Raw genomic sequence first — 16,802 nt, 5'->3', positions numbered from 1 at the left:
CTCAACCGCAACGCAAAGACGCCGTCGAATGGCGCCGTCTGCGCATCCTGGTCAGGGTCGCACCGACGCGGCGGGAAGCGTTCACGACGCGAAGCGTCCGCCCCCGATCACTGCTGCATCAACGCAGAAGGGGAGCCGCCCGCGCGACCACGACACGAAAACCCCGCACCACTGCTGCACCAACGCGGGGGGGAGCCGCCCGCGCGACCACGACACGAAAACCCCGCACCACTGCTGCACCAACGCAGAAGGGGAGCCGTCCGCATGACCACGACACGAACAGCTCCCCGCGCGAATCTTCGTGTCAGCAGCCCGAACAGCAGCCGCAGCCGGGCCCCGTGCACCCGGAACAGCACCCACACGTACCCATCAGGGCCTCCCCGTCCTCCAAGCCGGACCTGCGCGGGACATCCGCGCACCCCACGGTCCGCCCCGCCACCAGCCCTGGGAACCCCTCTCACCCGAACGCGTGCGGAGAACCACCGGGGCGTCGCAGCACGTGATCGCGCTACGCGCCCAGGTCGTCCAGGGCCTTCTGGGCTGCCTCCAGTTCGGCGCGCAGTTGCTCCACCCGGGCGAGCTGCTGAGCACGCGCCGCGTTCAGCACGCCCTCGACGATCTCGGCGACCTCGGGCGTCAGCAGCTTCGCGGCCTGGGCCACCTGCGCGGGCGGCACCGGCGTCGGCCGGACCGTCCTGCGGGTGCCCTGCAGCACCTCCACGGCCCACTCGCCCTCGCCCGTCGTCACCAGCGTGATCGTGACCTCGGGGAAGGAGCTCTTCGTGGACTGCTTGCGCGCGGCAGGCTTCGCGGGCGCCTGCTCGGCGGGAGCGGGTGCGGATTTCGGCTTGGGGGCCGCGGGTTTCACCGGCGCCTCCGGGACGTAGGGGTGAATGACCTCAGTCTCTCGCGGCGGCTCCGGCGGCGCCGGAGGTGGGCTCGCCGGCTTCTTGCGCGGCGGCGGCTTCTCCAGCGTCAACTCGGCCGGGGAGAAGGACATCTCGTCCTTCGAGCCGGTGGGCCGGACCTGGATGAAATCACCCTCCGGAGGGTCGGTGACGGCCAGCAGCTTCGCCGACCTGCCCTCCTCCATGCCGACCGCGGCCGCCGTGAACCACACCATCGGCTGACTGCCTTCGTCCAACTGCGACCGCAGGTCGACGACGTCCTCCGCCGACAGCCCGCTCTTCTTCGCCATCGCGCTGCCTCCCCGTTCGAACACCTGTGCCCCAGCATGCCCTACACCCCCGACAATTCTGAGCACAGGGTCGGCAACAAGATCATCAACAGGCGAAGAAAGGCGCGAGAGCGCTCTCAGGCTTCTTCGGCGTTCTCTACCTCTTCGGCACGCAGGTGGTACTCGCACCCGTACTCGACCGCGTACGACAGGTCGTACACATGCACGATCTTGGGCCCGCCGTGCAGATGCACGTACGTCACGGTCTGCTTCGGATCCTCGGGCGTGGACGGCAGCGAGTCGACCCTGCCGTCGAGGGGACCGCCGACGTACCGCACGACATATGGCTGGGACATAGCGACCTCCTCTCGCGTTCGGTCCAGTCTACGAGGTCACCCACTGGATCCGTTCCCGATACAGCCGGTTGGCTCACTCCTGCTTGCGGGCACGGGAAGGCTGCACGCGCAACGGCTCACCCGGCATCTTCGGGTAGTCCGGCGGGTACGGCATCTCCCCGCGCGGATCGGCCGCGTACCACTCCAGCAGCGTCTCGATGCCGAACGCCTCGGAGTCCAGACCGGCGTGCAGGTCGCCGCGCTCCTCCAGGTACTTCGGCACGGTCAGCACGTCGAAGTCGTCAGGGTCCACAGTGGACAGCTCGTCCCACAGCACCGGAGTCGAGACCGTCGCGCGCGGCGTTCCGCGCACCGACCAGGCGGAGGCGATCGTGCGGTCACGGGCGGCCTGGTTGAAGTCGATGAAGACGCGTTCACCGCGTTCTTCCTTCCACCAGGCCGAAGTCGCCAGGGAGGGTGCGCGCTTCTCGACCTCGCGGGCCAGGGCGATCACGGCGTGGCGGACGTCGATGAAGTCCCACTCCGGCCGGATCCGCACGGCGACGTGGATGCCGCGGCCGCCCGAAGTCTTCGGATAGCCGGTCAGGCCCGCGTCGGCCAGTACCTCGCGCAGCACCAGGGCGACGCGGGCGGCGTCGGAGAAGTCGGTGCCCGGCTGCGGGTCCAGGTCGATGCGCAGTTCGTCCGGGTGGTCGACGTCGGCACGGCGCACCGGCCACGGGTGGAAGTCGAACGTGCCGAGGTTCGCGGCCCAGACGATCACGGCTTCGGAGGTCGGGCAGATCTCGTCGGCGGGGCGGCCGGACGGGAACTTCACCTGCACGGTCTCCACGTACGAAGGAGCGCCCTTGGGCACGCGCTTCTGGTAGAACGCCTCGCCCTCGACGCCGTCCACGTAGCGCTTCAGCACGACGGGGCGGTCACGCAGCACCCGCAGCAGGACCGGCGCCACCGTGCGGTAGTACTCGACCACCTGCCGCTTGGTGATGCCCCGCGCGGGGAAGTACGGCTTGTCCGGGTTGGACACCCGCACCAGCTGGTCACCGACCTCGAGCTCGATCGCCTTGGAAGCCACGGCAGAACACTAAAGGCCGCGCACGAACGCCGCGAGCGCCAGTTCGAAGCTGTCGCGGTCGAGTTCGCGGGCGACGCCGGGCAGCAGGTGGGCGCGGTCGAGGTGCGGGTAGCGGTCGGTGTAGTCCGCGGGATCGGAGGAGAACCCGCTGGAGAACGAGCTCAGGGCCGAGCCGAACACGATGTACATCAGGCCCGCGGCGATCATCGTGGCCTCACGGCGTGACCAGCCGGCGTCGACCAGGGCGCCGTGCAGCAGGTCGAGGCGCTGGAGCGACTCCTCGCGGCCGGCCGGGCCGTACGCCAGAAAAGGAACGATGTTCGGGTGCGACGACAACGCCGCACGGTAGGAGCGCGCGCACCGGATCAGGCCCTCGCGCCAGTCGACCGTGAAGCCCGAGACGTCGACGGTCGACAGGATCGACGACGCGATGTCGTTGAGTAGCTGGTCCTTGGTGCGGACGTGCCCGTACAGCGACGCGGCCTGCACTCCCAGCTCAGCGGCGAGCTTGCGCATGGACAGGCCGTCGAGGCCGTCGCGATCGATGATGGCCAGGGCCACCGACCGGATGCGGTCAGGGCTCAGCAGAGGGGTGCTCGGCCGGGGCATGTGAGTTAACCTAACACTGTTCGGTTAGTCGGGAGGGTCTGTGGATCTAACGCTTTCGGACGAACACCGGCAGCTCAGGGAGCTGGCCCGGCGGTTCACCGACGAACGCATCGTGCCCCATGCCACGCGCTGGGACCGCGACGAGGCGATCGACCGGGAACTGGTTCCGGCGCTCGGCGAGGTCGGGTTCCTGGGGCTCGGGATCGACGAGCGCTACGGCGGTTCCGGCGGCGACAACCTCGCCTACTGCCTGGTCCTCGAAGAGATCGCCCGCGGCGACAGCGCGGTACGGGGCATCATCTCGGTCTCCCTCGGCCTGGTCGCGAAGTCGATCGCCAGGCACGGCACGGAAGAGCAGAAGCAACGCTGGCTGCCCGGCCTCACCGCGGGCACCCAACTCGGCTGCTTCGCGCTCACCGAGCCCGGCACCGGCAGCGACGCGGGGAGCCTCGTCACCAAGGCCACCAGGACGGACGACGGCTACCGGATCAACGGCCGCAAGGTCTTCATCACCAACGGCACGTGGGCCGACGTCGCGCTCGTGTTCGCCCGCACCGGCGGGCCGGGTCCGAAGGGCATCAGCGCGTTCCTGGTCCCCACCGACTCGAAGGGCTTCACGGCCACCGAGATCAAGGGCAAGCTCGGCATGCGCGGCCAGGCCACCGCCGAGATCACCCTCGACGACGTCGACGTGCCGGAGGACGCCCTGCTCAGCACCGAGGGCTTCAAGCTCGCGATGGGCTCGCTCGACAAGGGCCGCATGTCCGTCGCGGCGGGCTGTGTCGGTGCCGCGCGGGGCGCACTGGAAGCCGCGCTGGAGTACGCCGGGCAACGCGAGCAGTTCGGCAAGCCCATCGCGGGCTTCCAGCTCGTCCAGGAACTCCTCGCGGACATGGCCGTGGAGACCGACGCCGCCAGGCTCCTGACGTGGCGCGTCGCCGACCTGGCCGACCGCGGCCAGCCGTTCCGCACCGAGGCGAGCATGGCCAAGCTCTTCGCCAGCGAGGCCGCGGTCAAGGTCGCCAACAACGCCATCCAGGTCTTCGGCGGCTACGGCTACATCGACGAGTACCCGGTGGGCAAGTTCCTGCGGGACGCCAGGGTCACCACCCTCTACGAGGGCACCAGCCAGATCCAGAAACTGCTCATCGGTCGCGCGCTGACGGGCATCAACGCGTTCGCCTGAAAGGAAAGAAATGGACTTCACGCTCGACGAGGAGCAGAAGGAGATCCGCGACTGGGTGCGGACCTTCGTGCGCAAGGAGATCATCCCGCTGGAGCCCGAGGTGCTGCGCCGCGAACGCGCTGGCCGGCCGGGTCTCAGGCGGGACGAGCTGAAGGAACTGCAGGACAAGGCCAAGCAGGCCGGGTTCTTCGGTGTCCTCACGCCGCAGGAGTTCGGTGGCATGGGCCTCGGCGCCGTGATGACCGCGCTCCTCGAAGCCGAACTGGGCCGCAGTTTCGTCCCGTTCCGCTTCGGCGGCTACGCGGACAACATCCTGTTCCACGGCAACGAGGAGCAGAAGCAGCGCTACCTGCTGCCGACGATCTCGGGCGAACGCGTGTCGTGCTTCGCGATCACCGAACCCGGTGCCGGCAGTGACGCCAAGGCCATCCGCACGTCCGCCGTCAAGGACGGCGACGAGTGGGTGATCAACGGCGAGAAGACGTTCATCACGCAGGGAAACGAGGCCGACTTCGTCATGGTGTTCGCCGTGACGGACAAGGAGAAGGGCGCCGACGGCGGCGTCACGTGCTTCCTCGTCGACCGCGACATGGGCTGGAAGTCCGAGCCCATCCCGACCATGGGCCAGTGGGGCCCGGCGGCGCTCGTGTTCGACAACGTCCGCGTGCCCGAGGAGAACGTCCTCGGTGAGGTCGGCAAGGGCTTCCACCTCGCGATGCAGTGGATCGGCCAGGGTCGCTACCTGCTGCCCGCCCGCGCGCTCGGCAGCGTCGAGCGGCTGGTCGAGATGGCGATCGAGCAGGCCAAGAACCGCGTCACGTTCGGCCAGCCCATCGCCGACTACCAGGCCATCCAGTGGATGATCGCCGACTCCGCGGTCGAGATCGAGGCACTGCGCTGGCTCGTGCTGCACGCCGCGTGGCTCGTCGACCAGAAGCAGGACTCGCGGCAGGCGCAGTCGATCGCGAAGCTCTACGGCGGCATCAAGGCCAACGAGATCGTCGACCGCGTGCTGCAGATCCACGGCGGCATGGGCTACACCCGTGAGCTGCCGATCGAGCGCTGGTACCGCGAACTGCGGCTGCTGCGCATCTACGAGGGCACCGACGAGATCCAGCGCCGCACGATCGCCCGCAACCTGCTCAAGGGCCACGCGAACATCCGCGGCACGCTCGGGTAGCTCTATGTTGGGTTGATGCTCAGCCACGACATCCTCGGCGTCGTCGAACGACAGGTCCGCACCTGGTCGGCCGGCGACGCCGGGGTGTACGCGGCGGCAGTCGGCGGCTACTCCCCCGCGTTCCCCATCCCGTTGCTGCAGCACGGCGGCCCGCAACTCGGCCTGACCGGCGCCGACATGACCCAGGTCCTGCACGCCGAGCAGTCGTTGTGGCTGCACGGCAAGCTCCCGGCGCACGGTTCCATGGTCGTCACGAAGACCGTGACGGACATCTACGACAAAGGCTCTGGTGCCCTCGTCGTCAGCACCTGGGAGTCCGGCTACGCGAGCACGCGGTCGTCCTGTTTCCTCAAGGGCGAAGGCGGTTTCGGCGGCGAACGTGGTGAGACGCGCGAGTTCACCGTCCCCGGCACCGCGCCCGAGGTCGGCTTCTTCCAGACGACGGAAAACCAGGCCCTGCGGTACCGCGAGACCGGTGACGTGAACCCGATGCACCACGACGCCGAGTTCGCGCGCCGGGCCGGGTTCGCGAAACCCATCCTGCACGGCCTGTGCACGCTCGGGATCACCGTGCGCGGCCTGGACTTCACCGAGCTGCACGCCCGGTTCACCGCGCCCGTGACGCCCGGTGACGAGCTCCGGATCGAGCGCTGGCCGACCGGCGAGTTCCGCACGTTCGCGAACGACCGGCAGGTTCTGCTCGGATCGGTTCGGTTTTCCGAAGTGGACAGCCGCTGAAAGTTTGCACGATCGTGCCATGAGTAGTGCCCTGGCAACCGTGGACTCCGGAATCGAACCGGTGCGCGTGGCGGTGGAGTCCCGCGACCTGATCAGCGCGGCCGGCGTGACGCACCTGTTGAAGAACTCACCGCGCGTGCGGGTGGTCCAAGACCGCTCGGACGCACACGTGCTGCTGGCCCTGGTGAACGAGCTGTGCGCGCAACAGGCCGCACGGCTGAGAGCCTGCGGTTCGCCCAAGATCGTCGTGATCGCGGCCCGAGTGCACGACCTCACCCCGTCGATCGCGGCCCAGGCCGGGCTGTCGGTTCCGTTGCGGCGGGCGGATGTCAACCCCGAACGGCTGATCAAACTGCTTCTCGGCGGTCATGCGGTGCAGGACCGCTCGCCGGTGCTGAACGACCGCGACCTGCAACTGCTGAAGCTGCTGGCTGACGGCGCGACGATCGCGGAGGTCGCCGCGCAGCTGTTCTGCTCGGAGCGGACCGTGAAGTACGCGCTGCACCAGCTGCTGGAACGGTTCGGGCTGCGCAACCGGGTGCACGCGGTGGCGTGGGCGCTGCGTTCCGGTCTGCTCTAGGCAGATCCGAAGACGGAGGAGAGCTGCACCCGCCTGCTGATGCCGACCTTGCGGTAGACGCGGGTGAGGTGCAGCTCGACCGCCCGCTGCGTGACGTTGAACCGCGCCGCGATCGACCGATTCGTCTCGCCTTCCAGCACCAGCAAGACTATTCGCGACTCGTGCGGCGTCAGCCTGTCCCACGCCGCCCCGCGCGGCGGCCGGTGCTCCCGGCCCAGCGCCGCCCGCGCCTGGTCCGCCAGCTCGGCCGCCCCGGCACGTTCGGCGTCGGCCAGCGCGGCACGGGCGGCACCGAGCGCGAGATGCATGCGGGCGCGCTGGTGCAGCAACAGCGTGCACGTCCAGACCGGCGGCAGCGTTCCCGTGTAACCGAGCCGCACCAACATCTCCCGCGCCTCGCCAGGGCGGCCCGCGTCCACACAGGACGCGACGAACGCCGCTGCCCCCAGCGCCACGCAGCCCCGCAACGGTGACGCCTGGGCGAGTTCCCGCATCAGCCGGGAGACCTCGGCGTGGTCGCCGCCGGCGCGATGAGCCCACATCTCCAGCGCGGTCAGCCAGTCCCGTTCCGCGCCGGCGAGCCGGACTCGCAGCTGTGGTGCGAGATCCAGCACCACCCGTTCGGAACCCCTGCGCAGCAGACCGAGGCCGGCGAGCGCGAGCGGAACGATTCGCGGCCCGTTCTCCGGGAGGTCCCGCAGGACCCGTTCGGGATCCTCCGGCACGACGGGCGCGGCCGAGTGGCCGAGCAGGTCCTCGTCGCACTGCCAGTCGAGCACCACCGCGTCGAACCACTCCCCCGCGGCGGGCCGCTGCCGGGCGAGTTCGCCGGCCCGGGGCGCGATGCCGCACCGCAGGTGGAGCTCCGCCATCGCCACGGCCACGTGCCCCGCGGTCTCACCGTCCGACGGCTCGCGCAGAGCGGCGCGCAGGCACCTCACCGCCTGCTCCGGCCGCCCTGCCGCCTGATGCAACCGCGCCGCCCCGTGCAGCACCGGCGCCACCCACCGCGCCCCGACGGGTTCCGCGCACGCCACCACGTGTTCGGCGACGTCGACCGGCGGATCGCATCGCCGATACAGGGCCTCGGCAGCGGCGCGGTGCAGGGACTCGCGCGACTCGGGTGCCATCTCGTGCCGGATCGCATGGCTCAGCGCGGGCGACTGGACGCGCATCGGCTCGCCGGCGGCGAGACGCGCGTCGACAAGGCGTTCGAACGCGGCCAAGGTGCGGAACGACCCCATTCCGGCGACCTCGCACACCACGTCGAGAGGCGCGCCGCCCAGCACCGCCAGCGCACGGGCGACCGCGACCGCGTCGACGTCCAGCACCTCCCAGCTCCGGCGCACGGCCCGCAGCAGGCGCGGCAGCCGCAGGCCGGGCAGCACGGCGCGCAACGAGGACAGGTCCGTGACCACGTCCAGGACGTCGCTCAGCACGCCGGGAGCCCCGCCGCTGTACTCCAGGCACAACGCGGTCAGCTCCGGCGTGACCTCGGCGTCGAACCGCCGCCGGATCATCTCCGCGACCGCCTCGCCGCCGATCGGCCGCAACGGCACCCGCACGGCGTCCACGACCGCCAGAGCGTCCGGATCGCAGTCGCCCGCGAGCAGCACCGCACCCCGGAAACGGGCCAGCCGGTCGGCCTCCTCCGCACAAAGCCGCTCGGCGTCGTCGACCACCAGCACCGTGTGGCTGTCGACCCCGCTCAACGCCCGCAATCCGCGAACCGGCCGCAACCCGCTGCGTACCGCGATTGAAGAAGCAACGGACAGCAATGCGCTTTTACCCATACCAGTTGCGCCATGCACAACGCACGAGCGAGCGCCACCGCTCAGCGCCTCCGTCAGGACGGCGATCTCCCGCTCACGTCCGACGAGCAGGCCACCCGCCCTGCGCACGGCGGTGCCCACGAGACCGGGGCTAACTGGGGCGACCATGTCAACCAGCAAATCGTGGGCAGTCCCTCAGGACCATGCAGAAGCACCGGCAGAAGTTCCGCAGGTCTGCCCCTTCGCACAACATCGGGCTTCGAAGCACCCGTCGAGAACGCGAGAACCATTCGACCAATCAATTGGTAATGACAACGCCGCCTCGTGAACCAATTCGTTGCCCATTACGTGATTCCCTATGTACCCCCACACGAACACCACAAGGAGCGCCGATGCGGGTCGCGTCACGCACCGTCTTCGACTTCGTCCGGCCGAACGGCTCCACCGCGCCGGTCGAGACCGAGCTGCTCTACCGGTCGGAAGACCCGTTCGCGGTGACGATGAGGTTCCGCGCGGGCGGCTCGGCCACCACGTGGGTCATGGGCAGGGACCTGCTCGCCGAGGGCATGAGCAGCAGAGCCGGTGACGGCGACGTGCGGCTGCGGCCGCATTCGAGCCGGGTGCTGGTGCTCGAGCTCGTCTCCGACCGGCACATGACGGTCTTCCGGGTACCGGCGGGCACGCTGCGCAAGTTCCTCGACGCCACCGACCGGCTGGTGCCGCGCGGCACGGAACGGTTCGACGCCGACGCGTTCCTGAGCACCGTCCTACGCTGAGAGGCCGAGCACCTCCGCGAGATCGTGCTGCAGCCTGGTCATGCCGGGCGACTCGTAGCCCTCGCTCTCGGCCAGCGCCCGCACCCGGTGCCGGACGGCGGCGTCGTGGTCGCCGACGCGGTCGCAGAGCCCGGCTATCTCCATCAGCACGGCCACCTTGAGCTCCGGGTCGGACAGCGACTCCACCGCTGCGGCCAGCTGGTCCCGTGCCTCGGCGAACCGCCCGGCGGCGGCCAGCACGCGGCCACGGGTGTGCCTGACCATCGACAGCAGGTTCGCCGCGCCCCGTCCGAGGAGTTCCTCGGCGTGTGCCACCACGCTCAGCGCCTCGTCGTGCTCGCCGGCCTCGACGAGGGCGTCCGCCAGGCGGAGCGTCAGCTGGGCGGCGTTCTCCAGCGCCACGCCGCGCTGGTCTGCTCGCAACGCGCGTTCCTGCTCGACGCACGCCCTGTGCGTTTCGACGGCCTCGTCGAACCGGCCCTGCCGTTGCAGCAGAACACCCGAGTACGACAGCGCGAACACCACGTCCATCGGCCGGCCCGCCTCCCGGAACAGCTCGGCGGCCTGCCGGGCGTGGACCACGCCGTCCGCCTGGCTGCCCTCGCGGTTCGCGATGCCCGCCCGGTAGTAGTGCGCCCAGGCCCTCTCCGTCAGCGAGCCGCACTCCCGCGCCGCCCGCAACGCCTCGTGGTGCCATCGCTTGGCCATCGTGATGTTCGTCTGCCGCGCGATGTAGACCCAGCACACGAAGTTGAGCTGCTGGGCCCGCTGCTCCTCTTCGCCCAGTGCCGCCGCCGCGCCGACGCCCGCCGTGTAGACCTCCAGCCACAGGTCGCCCGTGCCGCGATGGTCCGAGTACCAGTGCATCGACCTCGCCAGCGCCAGCACCTGCTCGTGAGCGCCGTCGGCGACCGCCTCACGGAACGCGCCACGCCAGTTCGCGCGCTCCCCGGACAGCCAGCGGTCCGCGCCCGCCAGATCGGCCGCGCCCTGGTCGTCCGGCAGGAACGCCGACGCGTGACTCGTCGCGGTAGCCAGCAACCAGTCACGCGTGCGCAGGCGGTGTGTCTCCACGTCGGGTTCGTCGCTGTGCAACCGCTCGCGCGCGTAGTCGCGGATCAGGTCGTGGAACGAGTACCGGCCGGGAACACCCGCGCGGAGCAGACTGGCGTCCACGAGCTCCTCCAGCAACGCCTCGGCGTCGTCGGTTCCAGCCGCCACGGCGGCGAGTTCGACGGACGTGTCCGGCCCGTGGATCAGCGCGAGCCGGCGGAACAGGGTCGCCACCTCGGGTGCGAGCAGCCGGTAGGACAGCTCGAACGCGGTCCGGACCTGGACGTCGCCGGTCGCGAGCACACCGAGCCGTTCGCGTTCGTCGGAGAGCTGGTCGGCGAGGTGCCGCCACGACGACGTGGTGCGGCCCGCGATGGCGAGCGCCAGCGGCACTCCTCCGCACAGCGTCGCGACCCGGTCCGCCGACTCCCGGTCGGCCGCGGTCCGGCCGGCTCCGGCGGTCGCGGTGAGCAGTGCGACGGCGCCGTCGTGCCGCAGCGGACCGAGGTCGACCCGCGCGCGGCTGTTCAGGCCCGCCAGCACGTTGCGGCTGGTCACGACCACGAGCGAGCCGGGACTGACGGCGAGCAGCGGCCGGACCTGGACCTCGTTCGCGGCGTTGTCGAGCACGAGCAGCACCGTCCGTTCGCGCAGCAGCGAGCGGTAGAGGCGCAGGCTGTCGTTCGGATCGGACGGCATCTTGGCGTCCGGCACGCCGAACGCCCGGAGCAGCCGCGCGATGGCCCGTTCCGCCGACAGCGGCGACGGGTCCATGCCGCGCAGGTCGAGGTGCAGGCAGCCGTCGGTGAACCGACCGGCGAACCGGTGCGCCGTGTCCACCGCGAGAGAGGTCTTCCCCACGCCGGGAGGTCCGTGCACGACCACGACATCCAGCACGGACGAGGTCGCCGCACGGCTGATGTAGTCGGCTATCTGCTGCTGCTCGGTTACACGACCGATGAGCGTCTCGGCGGCGGGTGGCGTGCAGTCTGTGCGTTCGGGACGTGGTTGCGAGGCCTCTGACGACCGTGCGAGCGCCACGAACCCCTCAGCCTCTTCGTTCCGCAGCTCCAGCCCGCTCACGAGCAGGTCGACGGTCTGGGCCTGCGGGGTGTGTACGCGGCCGCGTTCGAGGTCGCTCAGCGTGCGGACGCCCAGGCCGGTGCGGGCGGCGAGGTCCTCCTGCGTTAGTCCCCTGCGGCGCCGGTAGAAGCGCAGGAACTCGCTGAAGGTGGTCGCCCGCATTCCCTCACCCTCCGGACAGGCACTTCCGCACCTCGGCGGCGATCTCGCGCGTCGCGTCCGTGTCCCACCGTTCGCACGCCGCGAGCGAGTCTCGCAGATGACGTTGCCACGCGCTGTGGTTACCCCGTGACTCGGCGTTGTCCGCGAGTTCCCGCAGGATCTCGATCTCCCCCACGCCGTCACCCAGCGCGCGGAACCCGGCGAGCGCCCGGTCCAGGTCCTCGTCCGACTGGGCGAGGCGGCCTGCGGCGCGGTGGGCGAGACCGCGGTGCCACAGGGTCGTAGCGAGCCAGGACGCCATCTGGGCGCGCTGGTAGACGGCCTCGGCTTCGGTCAGTGCCTCGACTGCGTCGTCCGGCCTGTCGACGTCTATCAGCGCGAGGCCGAGCCATCCGAGCGTGCGGCCCAGCGCGGAGAGTTCGTAGATGGTGTCGGCGTAGGCGCGTTGTTCCTTCGCTACTTCTTCGTGGGCCGTCACAGCGGCGATAGGGCGGTCCATCAGCCGCCACAGCACGCCGAGCACGGACCGTGCGTAGTGCTCGTCCATCGGCTCGTGCATCGAGTCGATCGCCTTGAGGCACACCCGTTCGGCCTCGTCGAACTGCCCGAGCCCGCAGTGCGAGGCCGACGCGATCAGCCACACCCAGCCGAGGTGCCCGGTCTCCCCCGACTCCCCGGCGATCCGGGCCGCGCCGGTCAGCACCTCCAGCGCCGGTCCCGGCCGGTGCGCGACGTCGAACAGCGCCCAGCCGAGCTGGCCGCGCACGACGATCTCCTGCCACGGCTCGCGCGCGGAGGCCAGGGCGAGGCGGTAGACGCGTTCCCAGACCAGGCCCGGTTCGATGGCCGCGTAGTGCGAGATGGCGATCACCGCGCGGGTCACGTCCTCGTGCAGACCCCTGGCCTGCGCCCGTTCGACGATCTCCGGCAGCAGGTCGCGGTGCTCGTCCAGCCAGCGCCGTCCCGTGGCGACGTCGGGGAAGGCCCTGCGCCGCGGCCTCACCCGCCGGGCATCACCTGTCTGTCCGAAGAGGACTCCGGCGGCCACCGTGGTCTCCAGGAGCCAGGCGAGCATCCTGCGGTCCGCGTCGGCGTCGGTGGCGTCGACGAGGCCGGTGGCGAACGTCCGCACGAGGCCGTGGATCGCGTAACCGTGGTCGTCGGGGTCGAGGAGGCTGACGTCGGTGAGGTCCTCCAGCGCCTGTTCGGCCTCGCCGACGGTGACGCCGGCCAGTTCGGCCGCGAGCTCCGGGCCGACGTGGGTGCCGACGAGCAGCCCGAGCCGCCGGAACACCAGCCGCGCGGTCTCCGGCAGATGCGCGAGCGACACCTCGAACGCGCCGCGTACGTCCAGGTCACCCGCGGTGAGCGCGGCCAGGCGACGTTCCTCGATCTGCTCCACGAGGTGCCCGAGAGGCCAGCGCGGACGGCTGGCGAGCCGGTTGCCCGCGATCCGGAGCGCGAGCGGCGACGTCCCGCAGAGCCGGACGAGTTCCCGCGCGGTCCCGGGATCGGCCTCGACGCGGTGCGCGCCGATGATCGACGCGAGCAACTCGACGGCACACGGTTCGGTGAGCCCGCCGAGCCGGATCCACGTCGCACCCGCCAGCCCGGCGAGCCGGTGCCGGGACGTGACGATCGTGAGGCAGCCCGGATCCGCCCTCAGTGTGCGGACCTCCTCCTCCGTGCTCGCACCGTCGAGCACGAGCAGCAGGCGTTTGCCCGCGAGCAACGACCGGTAGAGCCGCGTCTGGCCGTGCACGTCCTCTGGCACGTGTTCGGCGGACACCCCGAGGTCTTTGAGCAACCGCTGGAGGGGTTGTGCGGAGCCCTCCAGGTCGATGAGCAGCTGACCGTCCGGAAAGCTGCTCTCCAGCAGATGGGCGGCCCTCACGGCGAGGCTCGTCTTACCGGTGCCCGCAGCCCCATGCAGCACCACGAGCCCGTTGGGCATGCGGGCGATGGCGTCCAGTTCGGCGTCACGGCCGACGAGGTCCGCCACGTACATCGGGAGTGACCAGACCGGGCCGGAGAGCGCGACCCGGCCGGTCCTGGCGAGCCGGCGCAGTTCGGCCTGGTCGTGTTCGTCCAGGTCCAGCGCGTCGATCAGGGCCTCGGTGGTGCGGCGCTGCGGGGAACGGGCGCGGCCGCGTTCCATGTCGCTGATCGCGCGGACGCTCACCCCGGACCGCTCGCTGAGCTCCTCCTGGCTGAGCCCGGCGTTCTTGCGGTGCCGCAGGAGCCGGGCGCCGAACGTCATGTCACCGAAGCTAGTGGTATGGCTCGGAAAGTGGCTGGGTAATTCACGCTCAGCAGGGCGCCTCGCGGCACCCGTCTGACCGCGAATTCGCCTGGCAACCTTCCAAGCCACACCACTAGTGGGTCAAGCTCGTGATCATCTGCGCGCACACGCGGGAGAGGTGCCGGCGCATCACCGTCGACGCCTTGGCCGCGTCGCCGTCCGCGACCGCCCGGACGAGTTCGTCGTGGTCGTCCATCGACGCGTGCTGGTGCGGCGGGTCGTCTTCCAGCGCACTGCGCAGCAGCACCACTCGTTGCTGCACGAGCCGCACCTGCTCGGCGATGTACGGGCTGCGGGCGGCCTCGATCAGGGTCTGGTGGAACGCGAGGTCCAGCCGGTACGGGAACGGCTGCCCGGCCTTGTAGTTGTGGCGGCTCTCCGCACACACGTCCTGCAGCCGCACGAGGTCGACGTCAGTCCGCCGCGACGCCGCCAACTCGGCGGCCGCGCACTCCAGCGCGGTGCGCAGCTCGAACAACGCCCTGACGTCCTCGGGGCTGGCGTCGGGCACGAACGCGCCGCGGTGCGGAACCAGTGTCAGGAGCCCCTCGGAGGCCAGGTGCCGGATCGCCTCGCGCAACGGCCCGCGGCTGATGCCGAGCTTCTGCGCCACCTCGACCTCGTTGACCCGCGAGCCCGGAGGGATCTCCCCGGTGAGCACCTGCTCGCGCAGCACGTCCACGGCCTGCCCGGCCAGGCTGAGGTGCAGTGGCGCCGGAGGTGTCACCTTCGTCTCCTGATCTGGACGGCACCGGCCGTCCTCCCGCTAAACTAGCGAACGTGTCAACTGTCGACAGTTGGCAGTTTTACCCACGGGCTGGAGGGGCGACATGGCACACGAAGTGGTGGCTGAGGTCTGGCGGGGCGACTTCCTCGAGTCGGTGCACCACGGCACCGTCGTCGCGACCGACGCCTCCGGTGACGCGGTCCTCTCCATCGGCCGTCCCGGCGACGTCGCGTTCCCGCGTTCGTCGAACAAGCCGCTCCAGGCCCTCGCGATGCTGCGCAGCGGCCTCGACCTCGACGGCGAGTTGCTCGCCCTGGCCTGTGCCTCGCACTCGGGCGAGGACTTCCACGTCGCCGGCGCCCTGCGGATCCTGGCCTCGGCCGGCCTCGGCGAGGACGCCCTGCAGTGCACCCCCGACCTCCCGCTCGGCGAGCAGGCCCGCGCCCAGCACCTCGCGCAGGGCCTCGCGCCCGCCCCGAAGTACATGAACTGCTCCGGCAAGCACGCCGCCATGCTCGCCACCTGCGTCGCCAACGGCTGGTCCACCCACGACTACCTGGACCCGGCCCACCCGTTGCAGGTCGCGACCCGGCTCACGATCGAGGACGTGGCCGGCGAGCCCGTCGCCGAGGTCGGTGTGGACGGCTGCGGCGCCCCGATCTTCGCCATCAGCCTCACCGGCCTCGCCCGCGCGTTCGGCCGCCTCGCCAGCGCTCCCGAGGGCACCCTCGAACGCCGCATCGCCACCGCCATGAACACCTACCCGCAGTGGGTCGGCGGCACCGGCCGCGACGTCACCGTGCTCATGGACGCCCTGCCCGGCGTCATCGCCAAGGACGGCGCTGAGGGCGTCTACGCGGTCGGCCTGCCCACCGGCGAGGGCGTGGCGCTCAAGATCGCGGACGGTTCGTCGCGCGCCCGTGCGGTCGTCATCGTCGCGGTGCTCAGGCGACTCGGGGTCGACGTCGGCAAGGTCGAGGACCTCGCCACGGTGCCGGTTCTCGGGCACGGCCGCGCGGTCGGCGCGGTCCGGCCGTCGCTCGCGCTGGCGAGTTGACGCCCTGCCGCCCGCCGGGCTCGAATCCCCGCCCCAGCCACTAAGCTGGGGCTTATGGGCGATTCGAAGGACGAGGACGAGAAGTTCCAGGAGGAGCTGATCGGTCTCGACCCACACGACCCCGAGACGAAGGCGTTCGCCGACCATCTCGACAAGATGCAGCGGCAACGCCCGGGCTTCACCGTCGAGGGTTACCTGGAAGGCGTGCAGGACTTCGCGGACTCGGCGAACCGCACGACAGGCCACCAGCGGCTCGTCGCCGTCATCGTCGTCGGGCTCATCCTGCTGGGCGTGCTCCTCACGATCTGGTTCGCGCTCGGCGACATCCTCGCCATCATCTTCTGAGCCGAACATCTTCTGGGCCCAACATCTTCTGGTCACAAACGAGAACGAGACCTTAACGGGGCCTTACGGCGCCGCACCCCACAGCGCCGCCGGGAAGCCCTGAGAGCACGCCGGAGTTATAAAGAGACATGGAACCTGTTGTCGGCGCCACCCCCAAAGTCGTGCGTTCCGAAGAGGAATGGCGCGCCCAGCTCAACCCCGCCGAGTTCGCGGTGCTGCGGCAGGCGGGCACCGAACGTCCATGGACCGGCGAGTACACCGAGACCAAGACCGAGGGCCTCTACGAGTGCCGTGCCTGCGGGGCCGAACTCTTCCGCAGTGACACCAAGTTCGACTCGCACTGCGGCTGGCCGTCGTTCTTCTCACCGCTGGCCGGAGACGCGGTCATCCTGCGTGAGGACCGCGCCCTCGGCATGAAGCGCGTGGAGGTGCTCTGCGCCACGTGCCACAGCCACCTCGGGCATGTTTTCGAGGGCGAGGGGTACCCCACGCCGACGGACCAGCGGTACTGCATCAACTCCGTCTCCTTGAAACTCGTTCCGTCCGAATAGGAGACTGAGCCCAGTCCGGTCACCAAGGAACCGGACGGACCTGGGAGGCACAATGATCTTCCGCATCGCCCTG

Annotated in this window: 16 protein-coding genes; 8 read left to right on the top strand and 8 right to left on the bottom strand. The window is 70.4% G+C overall.

Annotation, left to right across the window (positions count from 1 at the left end; all coding sequences use genetic code 11):
- Nucleotides 1-508: 508 nt before the first annotated feature.
- The 4 genes from BLR21_RS35740 to BLR21_RS35725 all read right to left on the bottom strand — a co-directional run bounded on the left by BLR21_RS35740 (nucleotide 509) and on the right by BLR21_RS35725 (nucleotide 3,217).
- A complete protein-coding gene (locus BLR21_RS35740; RefSeq protein WP_090013598.1) occupies nucleotides 509-1,198 on the bottom strand; it encodes a DUF6319 family protein in 690 nt (229 codons plus the stop codon).
- 116 nt (nucleotides 1,199-1,314) lie between these two features.
- Nucleotides 1,315-1,533 (bottom strand): hypothetical protein, encoded by a 219-nt coding sequence (locus BLR21_RS35735; protein WP_090013492.1) that lies wholly within the window; start codon nucleotides 1,531-1,533, stop codon nucleotides 1,315-1,317.
- A gap of 73 nt (nucleotides 1,534-1,606) precedes the next feature.
- Complete coding sequence (ligD, locus tag BLR21_RS35730; RefSeq protein ID WP_090013487.1) at nucleotides 1,607-2,608, bottom strand: non-homologous end-joining DNA ligase; 1,002 nt, start codon at nucleotides 2,606-2,608, stop codon at nucleotides 1,607-1,609.
- Between the two features lie 9 nt (nucleotides 2,609-2,617).
- On the bottom strand, nucleotides 2,618-3,217 hold the full coding sequence (locus BLR21_RS35725) for a TetR/AcrR family transcriptional regulator (RefSeq protein WP_090013483.1): 600 nt from the start codon (nucleotides 3,215-3,217) through the stop codon (nucleotides 2,618-2,620).
- Nucleotides 3,218-3,257: 40 nt separating this feature from the next.
- On the opposite strand from BLR21_RS35725, the gene BLR21_RS35720 reads away from it, so the two are divergent.
- The 4 genes from BLR21_RS35720 to BLR21_RS35705 are packed head-to-tail and all read left to right on the top strand — an operon-like array spanning nucleotide 3,258 to nucleotide 6,901.
- Nucleotides 3,258-4,403 (top strand): acyl-CoA dehydrogenase family protein, encoded by a 1,146-nt coding sequence (locus BLR21_RS35720; RefSeq protein ID WP_090013479.1) that lies wholly within the window; start codon nucleotides 3,258-3,260, stop codon nucleotides 4,401-4,403.
- Nucleotides 4,404-4,413: 10 nt separating this feature from the next.
- Nucleotides 4,414-5,583 (top strand): acyl-CoA dehydrogenase family protein, encoded by a 1,170-nt coding sequence (locus tag BLR21_RS35715; RefSeq protein ID WP_090013475.1) that lies wholly within the window; start codon nucleotides 4,414-4,416, stop codon nucleotides 5,581-5,583.
- A gap of 15 nt (nucleotides 5,584-5,598) precedes the next feature.
- Nucleotides 5,599-6,321, top strand: a complete 723-nt coding sequence (locus BLR21_RS35710; protein ID WP_090013471.1) for a MaoC/PaaZ C-terminal domain-containing protein — start codon at nucleotides 5,599-5,601, stop codon at nucleotides 6,319-6,321.
- A 19-nt stretch (nucleotides 6,322-6,340) separates the two neighbouring features.
- Nucleotides 6,341-6,901: a helix-turn-helix transcriptional regulator gene (locus BLR21_RS35705; RefSeq protein ID WP_090013468.1), complete on the top strand. Its 561-nt coding sequence runs from the start codon at nucleotides 6,341-6,343 to the stop codon at nucleotides 6,899-6,901.
- Here BLR21_RS35705 and BLR21_RS44195 read toward each other — a convergent pair.
- The gene (locus BLR21_RS44195) at nucleotides 6,898-8,841 is read right to left on the bottom strand and encodes a helix-turn-helix transcriptional regulator (protein ID WP_090013464.1); all 1,944 of its coding nucleotides are present in this window, start codon (nucleotides 8,839-8,841) and stop codon (nucleotides 6,898-6,900) included. The two genes, BLR21_RS35705 and BLR21_RS44195, sit on opposite strands and share 4 nt — an antisense overlap.
- A 224-nt stretch (nucleotides 8,842-9,065) precedes the next feature.
- On the opposite strand from BLR21_RS44195, the gene BLR21_RS35695 reads away from it, so the two are divergent.
- Nucleotides 9,066-9,449 carry an SsgA family sporulation/cell division regulator gene (locus BLR21_RS35695; protein ID WP_176929938.1) on the top strand — a complete coding sequence of 128 codons (384 nt, stop codon included), beginning with the start codon at nucleotides 9,066-9,068 and terminating at the stop codon, nucleotides 9,447-9,449.
- On the opposite strand, the gene BLR21_RS35690 is transcribed toward BLR21_RS35695, so the two are convergent.
- The 3 genes from BLR21_RS35690 to BLR21_RS35680 all read right to left on the bottom strand — a co-directional run bounded on the left by BLR21_RS35690 (nucleotide 9,441) and on the right by BLR21_RS35680 (nucleotide 14,776).
- Nucleotides 9,441-11,747: a helix-turn-helix domain-containing protein gene (locus tag BLR21_RS35690; protein ID WP_090013459.1), complete on the bottom strand. Its 2,307-nt coding sequence runs from the start codon at nucleotides 11,745-11,747 to the stop codon at nucleotides 9,441-9,443. The genes BLR21_RS35695 and BLR21_RS35690 overlap by 9 nt on opposite strands.
- Before the next feature lie 4 nt (nucleotides 11,748-11,751).
- The gene (locus tag BLR21_RS35685) at nucleotides 11,752-14,007 is read right to left on the bottom strand and encodes an XRE family transcriptional regulator (protein ID WP_090013456.1); all 2,256 of its coding nucleotides are present in this window, start codon (nucleotides 14,005-14,007) and stop codon (nucleotides 11,752-11,754) included.
- Nucleotides 14,008-14,122: 115 nt separating this feature from the next.
- Entirely contained in the window at nucleotides 14,123-14,776 is a 654-nt protein-coding gene (locus tag BLR21_RS35680) for a GntR family transcriptional regulator (RefSeq protein ID WP_090013453.1), read from the bottom strand.
- A 103-nt stretch (nucleotides 14,777-14,879) separates the two neighbouring features.
- Between BLR21_RS35680 and BLR21_RS35675 the strand changes: the two genes are divergently transcribed.
- From BLR21_RS35675 to msrB, 3 genes are all read left to right on the top strand, one after another.
- The gene (locus BLR21_RS35675; protein WP_090013451.1) at nucleotides 14,880-15,833 is read left to right on the top strand and encodes an asparaginase; all 954 of its coding nucleotides are present in this window, start codon (nucleotides 14,880-14,882) and stop codon (nucleotides 15,831-15,833) included.
- Between the two features lie 54 nt (nucleotides 15,834-15,887).
- Entirely contained in the window at nucleotides 15,888-16,178 is a 291-nt protein-coding gene (locus BLR21_RS35670; protein WP_090013448.1) for a hypothetical protein, read from the top strand.
- Nucleotides 16,179-16,306: 128 nt separating this feature from the next.
- Nucleotides 16,307-16,729, top strand: coding sequence for a peptide-methionine (R)-S-oxide reductase MsrB (gene msrB / locus BLR21_RS35665; protein ID WP_090013446.1), 423 nt, complete (start codon nucleotides 16,307-16,309; stop codon nucleotides 16,727-16,729).
- The last annotated feature ends 73 nt before the right edge of the window (nucleotides 16,730-16,802 follow it).

Origin of the sequence: Lentzea albidocapillata subsp. violacea, from assembly GCF_900100275.1 — a bacterium.
GTDB classification, from domain to species: domain Bacteria; phylum Actinomycetota; class Actinomycetes; order Mycobacteriales; family Pseudonocardiaceae; genus Lentzea; species Lentzea violacea.
Note: the sequence above shows the minus strand (reverse complement) of the source record. Positions and strands in the feature narration are given on the sequence as shown.